The following is an 11160-nucleotide window of genomic DNA, read 5'->3' on the forward strand; positions in this document are numbered from 1 at the left end:
CCTCCCTCCTCCCTCCTCCCTCCTCCCCCGGAACACCCTCTCGGATCTGTGAACCGGGTCTCACCGGCCCCCGATTTAGTTGAAGCTTCACTCATCTAATTGTAGATTCAACTTCATCAGCCCGCACTACCCCTCCGAGAAGGTGCACCCCCCATGACTCTCGCCCTCGACGCCGCCGCCCAGGACCTGCTCTTCCGCGAGGCCCACACGGCCAACACCTTCACCGACGAGCCCGTCACGGACGAGCAGATGCAGGCCGTCTACGACCTGATCAAGCTCGCCCCCACCGCGTTCAACCAGTCGCCGCTGCGCATCGTGCTGGTCCGCTCGGAGGAGGCCCGCGCCCGCCTCGTGCCGCTGATGGCCGAGGGCAACCAGCCCAAGACGGCCGCCGCCCCGCTGGTCGCGATCCTCGCCGCGGACAACGAGTTCCACAAGGAGCTGCCCACGCTGTTCCCGGCCTTCCCGCAGGCCAAGGACATCTTCTTCAGCGAGCGCCCGGTCCGTGAGCAGTCGGCCGCGATGAACGCCGCCCTCCAGGCCGCGTACTTCATTCTCGGCATCCGCGCCGCCGGCCTGGCCGCCGGCCCGATGACCGGCTTCGACTTCGGCGCCGTCCAGAAGGAGTTCCTGGACGGCGACCACACCCCGCTGATGGTCATCAACATCGGCAAGCCGGGCGAGGGCGCCTCCTACCCGCGCTCGCCGCGCCTGTCCTTCGAGCAGGCCGTCAAGACGGTCTGACGTCGACAGAACAGAACCGCTCAACGCGAAAGCCGTGGCCCGGAGGCCACGGCTTTCGCGTTCGGCTAACCCTTGGCGGGAGCCTTCTCCGCCTTGAGCGCCGCCGCCATCTCCTTCAGCCGCTCCGCGCCCGCGGTCCCGGTGACCACGGTGGTCACCCCGGAGTCCCGGCGCACGAGCGCGTCGTACTTCGGCCCCTCGTAGCGCTGCCAGACGCTGTCGCCGATCTTCTCCGTCGCGTGGGTCTTCTCCGCGCGCAGGCTCACGTTGTCGATGAACGGGCCCGCCGGGGCGTCGCTCTGCTCGACCGCCACGTACTGCCGCTGCGGGTCGAGGAAGCCCAGGTGCCAGGCCGAGCCGTCCTTCTCGCCCGCCCTGTACGACACGGACGTCGCGCGCCAGCCGTCACCGAGTCCCTCGGGGGCGGCCACGGCGTACGGCGCCGCGCGCCGGGCGGTGTCGAGCTCCACCCGGTAGTTCACCGTCTTCACCGGATCGTTGTTCTCGTCGTGGGGGATGAAGAGATAGCTGAATCCCGCCACGGGAACCACGACCGCCATCGAGAGCAGCATGTTCCGAATCGTCTGCGTCTTGCCGTTCCTACCTGCCACGCACCCATCGTCCCCCATGCCGTGATCGATCTTGACGGCGACCTGGCCACACCTCCTTGACCACCTCCCTGACAGACCTCCTTGACGCCGCTCATGCGTGGGGGCCTCTGCTCAATCTGGCAGTCAGCGGTTAAAGTCATCATCACCCTCACCCTCCTGACCCAATCGGGGTAAGGAGGGGCCCTACGGCCGCCGCCGTACAGAAAGGTGCGCATCCGATGTCCGATCACCATCTGCCGTCCCAGCTCGAGGTAAGCCCGGAAGCCCCGGACCGCAACCTCGCGCTGGAGCTCGTCCGGGTCACCGAGGCGGGTGCCATGGCTTCGGGCCGCTGGGTGGGCCGCGGTGACAAGAACGGCGCGGACGGCGCCGCCGTGCGCGCCATGCGCTCGCTGATCCACACCGTCTCGATGAACGGTGTCGTCGTCATCGGCGAGGGCGAGAAGGACAACGCCCCGATGCTCTACAACGGCGAGCGCGTGGGCGACGGGACCGGCGCCGAGTGCGACGTCGCCGTGGACCCCGTGGACGGCACCACCCTGACCGCCAAGGGCATGGCCAACGCCGTCTCCGTGATGGCCGTCGCCGAGCGCGGCACCATGTTCGACCCGTCCGCGGTCTTCTACATGGACAAGCTGGTGACCGGCCCCGAGGCCGCCGACTTCGTCGACATCGACGCCCCGGTCGCCGTGAACATCCGCCGGATCGCCAAGGCGAAGCGCTCCGCCGTCGAGGACGTCACCGTCGTCGTCCTGGACCGCCCCCGTCACGAGGGCCTGGTCAAGGAGATCCGCGAGGCGGGCGCCCGGATCAAGTTCATCTCCGACGGAGACGTGGCCGGCGCGATCATGGCCGCGCGCGAGAACACCGGCATCGACCTGCTGCTCGGTGTCGGCGGTACGCCGGAGGGCATCATCGCGGCCTGCGCGATGAAGTGCCTCGGCGGCACCATCCAGGCCAAGCTCTGGCCGAAGGACGCCGAGGAGCGGCAGCGGGCCCTCGACGCCGGCCACGACCTGGACCGCGTCCTCCACACCAACGACCTGGTCAGCGGCGAGAACGTGTTCTTCGTCGCCACCGGCATCACCGACGGCGAGCTGCTGCGCGGTGTCCGCTACCGCGCCGAGACGGCGACGACGCAGTCGCTGGTCATGCGCTCCAAGTCGGGCACGATCCGCCTGATCGACTCCGAGCACCGGCTGTCGAAGCTGCGCGCCTACAGCGCGGTCGACTTCGAGCGCCCCAGCTGATCCCCCCCTCCTGCCGAGGTCTCCTGCCGAGGCAGGCGCACAACGGGCCGGGCCCCGCCGTCATCCGGCGGGGCCCGGCCCGTTGTGGCGAGTGGAGCGGGGAGTGGGGCGGGCTAGCCCGCCGCCGCGACGCGCGTGGCCCGCTGGAGCTCGGCCTCGCGGCGCCGGCGGCGGGCCAGCACGACCCGGCGCTCGGCGGCGGTGAGACCGCCCCACACCCCATAGGGCTCGGGCTGCAGCAGAGCGTGCTCCCGGCACTCCACCATGACCGGGCAACGGGCGCATACGCGTTTGGCGGCCTCTTCGCGGGAAAGGCGGGCGGCCGTCGGCTCCTTTGATGGTGCGAAGAAAAGCCCGGCTTCATCCCGGCGGCACACCGCCTCCGAATGCCAGGGGCCGGCCTGTTCCCTGGCGGAAATCCGCTGGGACGGAACGGCGGCTTCCTGCAGGGGCTGATGCGGTAGCAGCACGGTCTACTCCTGACGACGGCTTTGCTTGGCCGATTGAGTCACCTTTGCCCGCCTCGACGCGCACGGCCATTCGCACCCGCAGCCGTACGAGAGACGATGCACCAAGCTTTACCCGCTGTGCGCGAGCTTATTCACACCGTTGCCATGACCGGAATGACGTACGGACGCCGCCGGGCTCGGCGGAGCGCCCGTACCGGAGGTCACCCCGGAGTACCGGCGGTCACCCCCCGGAGGTCACCCCAGGGACTTCCGGAGGTTCTTCAGCCGCTTTCCGCGCTTGGTCTTCGCCTCGACGCCACCGAAAATCGCCACACCCGTGACCACGACGACCGGGGCGTCCGGGTCCGGGGACTCCGACGTCTTCACATCGAAGGCGCCGAAGATCCCGGTGCCGGTGCCGCGCACGGACACGTTCTCCGGGACCTTGACCTCGACACCACTGAAGACGCAGTTGACGTTGACGACGATCTCCCGCTGCTCGAAGACCGCCTCGGTCAGATCGATCTCCACCCCGCCGAACAGCGCGAACACATTGGTGCGCGGACGGGGGCGCCAGCGCCCCTTGCGGGTGGCCCCGGCGAAGACGGCGACCAGGCTGTCCGCCTCGCTCACGGCGGGGCGCACGGAGGCGTCGTACGGGCGCGCGGGCGCGGGGGCCGCGGGGTGCCGCGCGCCGACGGGCAGATCGCGCACCAGCGGCTCCAGCTCGCCGATCGTCTTCGCCTCGTACGCCGCGCCGACCCGCTCCGCGTGCTCGTCCGCCGTGAGCCGGCCCTCGGCCAGCGCCTCGCGGAGGATCTCGGCGATACGGTCACGGTCGGCGTCGGAGGCGCGCAGCGCGACCGTGCTCTTGCTCAGCGACACCCGGTTCCCGGGGGAAGACTCGTCCACGGACAGCAGGGTAAGGCAGACGCGATAGATCGCGACAGTAGTGCGCACGCACGTGGTGCGCACGACGAACTGAGCCTTACCTCACAAACTCACCACGCCGTCCGCCCCCTACTCTGAGAATTGCGCTGTCGATGACGCCAGCCACCGTTTTCCGCAGAGTGAGTGAGGAATCTCCGCGATGTCTGCCGGCCCCGAGTTCGCCTACACCGACCTCCTGCCCCTGGGCGAGGACAACACGCCGTACCGTCTGGTCACCGCCGAGGGCGTGTCGACCTTCGAGGCCGACGGCCGTACGTTCCTTAAGGTCGAGCCGGAGGCGCTGCGCAAGCTCGCCGCCGAGGCCATGCACGACATCTCGCACTATCTGCGCCCGGCCCACCTCGCCCAGCTGCGCAAGATCCTGGACGACCCCGAGGCCTCCCCCAACGACCGCTTCGTCGCCCTGGACCTGCTGAAGAACGCGAACATCGCGGCCGCCGGCGTGCTCCCGATGTGCCAGGACACCGGCACCGCGATCGTCATGGGCAAGCGCGGCCAGAACGTCCTCACCGAGGGCGGTGACGAGGAGGCCCTCTCGCGCGGCATCTTCGACGCCTACACCAAGCTCAATCTGCGCTACTCGCAGATGGCCCCGGTGACGATGTGGGACGAGAAGAACACCGGCTCCAACCTGCCCGCGCAGATCGAGCTCTACGCGACCGACGGCGGCGCCTACAAGTTCCTCTTCATGGCCAAGGGCGGCGGCTCGGCCAACAAGTCCTTCCTCTTCCAGGAGACGAAGGCCGTGCTCAACGAGGCGAGCATGATGAAGTTCCTGGAGGAGAAGATCCGCTCGCTCGGCACGGCCGCCTGCCCGCCGTACCACCTGGCGATCGTCGTCGGCGGCACGTCGGCCGAGTACGCGCTGAAGACCGCGAAGTACGCCTCCGCGCACTACCTCGACGAGCTGCCGGAGGAGGGCTCCCCGCTGGGCCACGGCTTCCGTGACAAGGAGCTGGAGGAGAAGGTCTTCGAGCTGACGCAGAAGATCGGCATCGGCGCCCAGTTCGGCGGCAAGTACTTCTGCCACGACGTCCGCGTCGTCCGCCTCCCGCGCCACGGCGCGTCCTGCCCGGTGGCCATCGCGGTCTCCTGCTCCGCCGACCGCCAGGCCGTCGCGAAGATCACCGCCGAGGGCGTCTTCCTGGAGCAGCTGGAGACGGACCCGGCGCGCTTCCTGCCGGAGACGACGGACGAGCACCTCGACGCGGACGGCGACGTCGTCAAGATCGACCTCAACCGCCCGATGGACGAGATCCTCGCCGAGCTCACCAAGTACCCGGTGAAGACCCGGCTGTCGCTGACCGGCCCGCTGGTCGTCGCGCGTGACATCGCCCACGCGAAGATCAAGGAGCGGCTGGACGCGGGCGAGGAGATGCCGCAGTACCTCAAGGACCACCCGGTCTACTACGCGGGCCCCGCCAAGACCCCCGAGGGCTACGCCTCCGGCTCCTTCGGCCCGACCACGGCCGGCCGCATGGACTCCTACGTCGAGCAGTTCCAGGCGGCGGGCGGCTCCAAGGTCATGCTCGCCAAGGGCAACCGCAGCAAGCAGGTCACCGACGCGTGCGGCGCGCACGGCGGCTTCTACCTCGGCTCGATCGGCGGCCCGGCGGCGCGGCTGGCGCAGGACTGCATCAAGAAGGTCGAGGTCGTCGAGTACGAGGAGCTCGGCATGGAGGCGGTCTGGAAGATCGAGGTGGAGGACTTCCCGGCGTTCATCGTCGTCGACGACAAGGGCAACGACTTCTTCGTCGACCCGGCGCCGGCTCCGACGTTCACGTCGATTCCCGTGCGGAAGTAGTCGCGCAAGCGCCGGACGGGCTGATCCCGGCCCGTCCGGCGCTTGAGTGCACCGCGCGTCAGCGCTACGCGAAGCGCTGTGACGGCGACCCGTCACACTTCTGCAGCCGGACTGGCTCCTTCGCCCCCGCCAAGGTCAGGCACAGCCCCGGTGCCGCCGCCGGGCTGAACGACCCGCCCGCCCGAGTGAACCGCTGGTTCGTCCCGCCGTGGCAGTCCCACAGCACCACGGCCGCCCCGGCGGCATACGTGCCGCCCGGCACGTCCACGCACCGGTCGTGCGTCAGCCCCGCGTGCAGCGAGCCCCGCTCCCCGTCGAACCACCACTGCTGGTTCCGGGCGCCCGAGCACGGCCATCCGCCGACCTCGGTCCCGTTCGCGGAGGCCGCCCCGTACGCGTCCACGCAGGTGCCCGCCGCCTCGGCGCGCAGCGGCCGGAACGCGTCGTCCCACGCGCCCTCGCGCAGCACGGGCGACCCCGTGCTCGCCGGGTCCGCGCAGCCCGCCTCGCGCCAGTCCGAGCGGTAGAGCTGGGTGAGGCACGACGCGAAGGCCGCGTGGCCGCGCGCGTTGGGGTGGAAGGACTGCCGGACGGAGTTCTCGTTGGGCGGGAAGGGGTTCGTCACGTCGACGTACAGTCCCCGGGCCCAGGTGTTCTCCATGCACACCTCGTGCCCGTGGAAGAGCCGCGAGTTGTCGAGGTAGACCGCGCCGGTCTCCCGAGCGGCCTTCCGCATGCCGCGCTCGAACGCGGGCACCGCCGTGTTCCGTCCCCACGCGGAGTCCGAGGTGTGGCCGACGCAGCCGCCGGGGAGCTTGCCGGGGAAGTCGGGGTTGTCCTCGAAGTCGGGGCCGATGGGGCTCGGGTAGCCCATGACGACGAGCTTGTAGTCGCCGTCCGTGTAGCCCGCGTCCGTCATGACCTTGCGCAGGTCGCGGACGGTCGCCTCGACCTTGGGCACCAGGCCGTCGACGCGCGCCTGCCAGCCGGGCGCGTACTTGGGCTCGCACGGTCCCTGGAGGGTCAGATAGCGCGTGACGCAGTCGGTGATGACCGGGCCGAACTGGAGGTCGTCGTTGGCGCCGGCGACGAGCAGCACCAGCTTCACGCGCGTGTTGCGCGCCTTGACGGCGAGCGCGTCGCTCTGCACGAGCTCGTCCGCGTACTGCTTGCCGCCGCCGATGCGGATGTTGCCCGTGGTCGCGCCGGAGCAGGCGACGTTGTAGGTGACGTCGGCGGGGATGCCGGTGCGGTGGATGGCGGCGTCGGGCGAGCGGTGGCACCAGTTGTCGGGGCCGTTCGTGCCGGGCTCGTAGGTGCCGACGCCCTCGCCGGAGATCTCGCTGTCGCCCAGCGACAGCAGCGAGGTCTTCCGGGCCGCGAGGGGGCGTTCGGCGGAGTCGCCGTAGAGCTTCGCCGCCTCCGCGGCGCGGATCTTCTCCAGTTCGGGCGACAGGGGGGTGGACGAGGCCGCGGCGTGCGGCCGGGCGGCCGCCGAGGGCGCGGTGACGGACAGTCCGCCGAGCGCCGCCGCGAAGGCGGCGAGCGCGGCGAGGGAACAGCGCAGGGTGGGTCTGCGTGTCCGGGTCATGGAGCCTCCCCGAGTTCTGTTGTTACTCGCGGTATTTAGTAGCCACGAGCGACTTTTGGGAACACGGGGATCAGGACAAACGCTGTGACCGGCAGGAGTCCGGTGGGAGTCCTGCAGGAGTACATCAGGAGGTAAGCGACGATGACCGACAGCGGGCAGTACCGGATCGAGCACGATTCCATGGGTGAGGTCAGGGTCCCGGCGGACGCCAAGTGGCGGGCCCAGACCCAGCGTGCCGTGGAGAACTTCCCGGTCAGCGGGCAGCGCCTGGAGCGTGCGCACATCGAGGCGCTGGGCCGGATCAAGGCCGCGGCGGCGAAGGTCAACGCCGGGCTGGGCGTGATCGACGAGGACGTGGCGGCGGCCGTGGCGGAGGCGGCGGGCGAGGTCGCCGAGGGCCGCTGGGACGACCAGTTCCCCGTCGACGTCTTCCAGACCGGCTCCGGCACGTCCTCGAACATGAACGCCAACGAGGTCATCGCCACCCTCGCCACGGAGCGCCTGGGCCGGCCCGTCCACCCCAACGACCACGTCAACGCCAGCCAGTCCTCCAACGACGTCTTCCCGTCCTCCATCCACATCGCCGCGACGGCCGCCGTGACCGGCGAGCTGATCCCGGCGCTGGAGCACCTCGCGGCCGCCCTGGAGCGCAAGGCCGAGGAGTTCGCGGAGGTCGTCAAGGCGGGCCGGACGCATCTGATGGACGCCACGCCCGTGACGCTGGGCCAGGAGTTCGGCGGCTACGCCGCCCAGGTGCGCTACGGCGTCGAGCGGCTGCGCGCCTCGCTGCCCCGGCTCGCCGAACTGCCCCTGGGCGGGACGGCCGTGGGCACCGGCATCAACACCCCGCCCGGCTTCTCCGCCGCGGTCATCGCCGAGGTGGCCCGGGCGACGGGGCTGCCGCTGACGGAGGCCCGCGACCACTTCGAGGCGCAGGGCGCGCGGGACGGCCTGGTGGAGACCAGCGGCCAGCTGCGCGTCGTCGCGGTGGGCCTGACGAAGATCGCCAACGATCTGCGCTGGATGGGCTCGGGCCCGCGCACCGGGCTCGCGGAGATCGCCCTGCCCGACCTCCAGCCGGGCTCCTCGATCATGCCGGGCAAGGTCAACCCGGTGGTCTGCGAGGCCGTCCTGATGGTCGCCGCGCAGGTCATGGGCAACGACGCGACCGTCGCCACGGCGGGCGCCGCCGGGAACTTCGAGCTCAATGTGATGCTCCCCGTGATGGCGAAGAACCTCCTGGAGTCCATCCGGCTGCTCGCCAACGTCTCCCGGCTGCTCGCCGACCGCGCGGTCGACGGCATCACCGCCAACGCGGAGCGGGCCCGCGAGTACGCCGAGTCCTCGCCGTCCGTCGTCACCCCGCTCAACCGGTACATCGGCTACGAGGAGGCCGCGAAGGTGGCCAAGAAGTCCCTTGCGGAGCGGAAGACGATCCGGGAGGTCGTGCTCGAATCGGGCTATGTGGACCGTGGGCTGCTGACGACGGAGCAGCTCGACGAGGCGCTCGACGTCCTGCGCATGACCCGCCCGTAGCCGGTGGCGCCCCCGCCGCCCCCGGACCACCGCCGTATACATCTGCGGTATACGTCACGGCGCATAGGTGTCCCCGGCACCTAAGATCTGCGCATGGCAGCGGAGACCACGGACACGACGGGCACGGCGGGCGGCGGCGGGAGCGGCCGCTGGGCGCCGGGCGACCAGATCCTCTGGCGCTACCGCGGCAACGCCAGACCCGGCACCGGGGGCGGCATCCACATCTGCCGTCCCGTCACCGTCGTCGAGGACACCGCCGAGCTGCTCGCGGTGTGGATGGCGCCCGGCACGGACTGCGTCAAACCGCTGCTCGCCGACGGCACGCCCGTCCACCGCGAACCGCTGGCCACGCGCTACACCAAGCCGCGGACGACGGCGGTGACCCGCTGGTACGGGCCGGGTGTGCTCAAGCTCGCCCGGCCCGGCGACCCCTGGTCGGTCTGGCTCTTCTGGGACCTCGACTGGCGCTTCCGGAACTGGTACGTGAATCTCGAGGAACCGCTCGCGCGCTGGGCCGGCGGCGTCGACTCCGAGGACCACTTCCTGGACATCGCCGTCTACCCCGACCGCAGTTGGGAGTGGAAGGACGAGGACGAGTTCGCCCAGGCCCGCCACGCCGGGCTGCTGACGGACGCTCAGGCGGGCCGGGTAAGGGCCGCGGGCCACGCCGCCGTCGAGCTGATCGAGGCCTGGGGCCCGCCGTTCACCGCCGGCTGGGAGCGGTGGCGGCCCGACCCCGCCTGGCCGGTGCCGGCGCTCCCCGACGACTGGGACCGCACTCCGGCGCCCGTGGGGGCGTGAACCCCGTGTGAACCGGATGTGAGCAGGATGCGAGCCGGTGGTGCGACAGGGTGTGAATCGGGGCCCGAACCGCTTGCCGACTCCCCGCGCGGCAACCGTAGGATCGGCCTCCGCGATACTGCACTCAGCACGGCACGAGACGACCCGGCACAACGACCCGGCACAACGGACAGACAGCACAGTCACAGTCGGCAGGAGGGGCGGAGCCGTGAGCGGTGACGACCAGCGGGACTACGACGGCTTCGCCCTGTTAGGGCTGGACCGCACCGGCCAGGCCGAGGCGTTCGACGCCATCGGCGACCGTTACGACGAGGCCTTCCCGCACAAGGAGGGCCAGCTCGCCGCCGGCGAGTGGCTGGCCGGGGCGCTGCCGCCCGGCTCGCGGATCCTGGACGTCGGCTGCGGCACGGGCCTGCCGACGGCCCGGCAACTGGTGGACGCGGGCCATGAGGTCGTCGGCGTCGACCTCTCCCCCGGCATGCTCGACCTCGCCCGCGCCCATGTGCCGGACGCGACCTTCCACCTGGCCGACCTCGCCGAGCTGCGCGACGGCCACCTGGGCGTCTTCGACGGCGCGACCGCGTTCTTCTCCCTGCTGATGCTGCCGCGCCCGGAGATCCCGCACGCCCTGCGGATGCTCCACGGCCTGCTCAGACCCGGTGGACTGCTGGCCCTCTCCATGGTCGAGGCCGACGTCGACGACTACGCGATCCCGTTCCTCGGCAGCACGATCCGGGTATCCGGATATCTGCGGGAGGAACTGCGCCAGGTCGTGCGTGACGCGGGATTCGACATCGCCGGGGAGAGCTCGCGGGCGTACGCCCCGGCGAGCACGGACGTACCACCCGAGATCCAGCTCTTCCTCGACCTGCGCCGCGCCTGACCCACGTGTACCCGCCCTCCCCCGGGCGGACGCACGGCCCCTACGGATGGAACCCCACGCGTGACGGAGCACTCCAACTCCCACGGAAGACCACGGCCCGCGCCGCGCTCCGGCGCCGGAGCGCCGGGCGCGCCCGAGCACGCCCCCGGCGCGGGCGCCGTGCCCCGGCAGGGCGGCGCCCCGGCCGCCGAGGCGGCGGCCCGCGGTGCCGCCCACGACCCGGCGGCCGCCACCGAGCCGGCCCGGCAGGACGCGCCCGTCGACGCCGACGTGACAGCCGCGCCCACGGCCGGCGAGGCCCACTCCGCGGCGGCCCCGGCGGCCTGCGGAACGGGCCGTCCGGTTCCTGCGGCCCACGGCGTCGCCGGGCCCGGTGGCACCGCCGGAGAGCCGGTGGACGAGGCCCACGCCGCGGCCGAGGCCGACGACACCGCCGGACAGCGGCCCCGTCCCGGCGCGCGGGGCCGCGTCCCCCAGCCGCGTACGGGCGCCGACGACCCGGCCGGCGAGGCCCACGGCCCGGCAGCCGTTACCGGCGAC

The 11160-nt window shown here is 71.4% G+C and carries 10 protein-coding genes and 1 pseudogene; 7 read left to right on the plus strand and 4 right to left on the minus strand.

All coding sequences use genetic code 11. The annotated features are described in order from the left end of the window. Positions 1–153: 153 nt before the first annotated feature. Entirely contained in the window at positions 154–744 is a 591-nt protein-coding gene (locus K6I33_RS23730; RefSeq protein ID WP_229356546.1) for a malonic semialdehyde reductase, read from the plus strand. Positions 745–809: 65 nt separating this feature from the next. Here the strand turns inward: K6I33_RS23730 and K6I33_RS23735 are convergent, their stop codons facing one another. Next, positions 810–1355, minus strand: a complete 546-nt coding sequence (locus K6I33_RS23735; protein ID WP_229356547.1) for a DUF4245 domain-containing protein — start codon at positions 1353–1355, stop codon at positions 810–812. 218 nt (positions 1356–1573) lie between these two features. On the opposite strand from K6I33_RS23735, the gene glpX reads away from it, so the two are divergent. Further along, positions 1574–2605 (plus strand): class II fructose-bisphosphatase, encoded by a 1032-nt coding sequence (gene glpX / locus K6I33_RS23740; protein ID WP_229356548.1) that lies wholly within the window; start codon positions 1574–1576, stop codon positions 2603–2605. Positions 2606–2718: 113 nt separating this feature from the next. Here glpX and K6I33_RS23745 read toward each other — a convergent pair whose 3' ends face one another. Both K6I33_RS23745 and K6I33_RS23750 read right to left on the minus strand, forming a co-directional pair. Then, positions 2719–3075 (minus strand): WhiB family transcriptional regulator, encoded by a 357-nt coding sequence (locus K6I33_RS23745; protein WP_126915815.1) that lies wholly within the window; start codon positions 3073–3075, stop codon positions 2719–2721. A 234-nt stretch (positions 3076–3309) separates the two neighbouring features. Beyond that, positions 3310–3966: a DUF1707 domain-containing protein gene (locus K6I33_RS23750; protein WP_229356549.1), complete on the minus strand. Its 657-nt coding sequence runs from the start codon at positions 3964–3966 to the stop codon at positions 3310–3312. Between the two features lie 178 nt (positions 3967–4144). Here K6I33_RS23750 and K6I33_RS23755 point away from each other — a divergent pair, with 178 nt between their 5' ends. Continuing rightward, positions 4145–5809: a fumarate hydratase gene (locus K6I33_RS23755; RefSeq protein WP_229356550.1), complete on the plus strand. Its 1665-nt coding sequence runs from the start codon at positions 4145–4147 to the stop codon at positions 5807–5809. Positions 5810–5873: 64 nt separating this feature from the next. Here K6I33_RS23755 and K6I33_RS23760 read toward each other — a convergent pair whose 3' ends face one another. Further along, a complete protein-coding gene (locus tag K6I33_RS23760) occupies positions 5874–7400 on the minus strand; it encodes a ricin-type beta-trefoil lectin domain protein (RefSeq protein ID WP_229356551.1) in 1527 nt (508 codons plus the stop codon). A 141-nt stretch (positions 7401–7541) separates the two neighbouring features. Between K6I33_RS23760 and K6I33_RS23765 the strand changes: the two genes are divergently transcribed. The 4 genes and pseudogenes from K6I33_RS23765 to K6I33_RS23780 all read left to right on the plus strand — a co-directional run. Next, positions 7542–8936, plus strand: coding sequence for an aspartate ammonia-lyase (locus K6I33_RS23765; protein ID WP_229356552.1), 1395 nt, complete (start codon positions 7542–7544; stop codon positions 8934–8936). Between the two features lie 93 nt (positions 8937–9029). Further along, positions 9030–9737 (plus strand): DUF402 domain-containing protein, encoded by a 708-nt coding sequence (locus K6I33_RS23770; protein ID WP_229356553.1) that lies wholly within the window; start codon positions 9030–9032, stop codon positions 9735–9737. 208 nt (positions 9738–9945) lie between these two features. Further along, on the plus strand, positions 9946–10620 hold the full coding sequence (locus tag K6I33_RS23775; RefSeq protein ID WP_229356554.1) for a class I SAM-dependent methyltransferase: 675 nt from the start codon (positions 9946–9948) through the stop codon (positions 10618–10620). 60 nt (positions 10621–10680) lie between these two features. Next, positions 10681–11160, plus strand: a pseudogene (locus tag K6I33_RS23780) (hypothetical protein); the annotation flags it as partial.

The organism is Streptomyces sp. UNOB3_S3 (assembly GCF_020740895.1).
GTDB lineage: Bacteria > Actinomycetota > Actinomycetes > Streptomycetales > Streptomycetaceae > Streptomyces.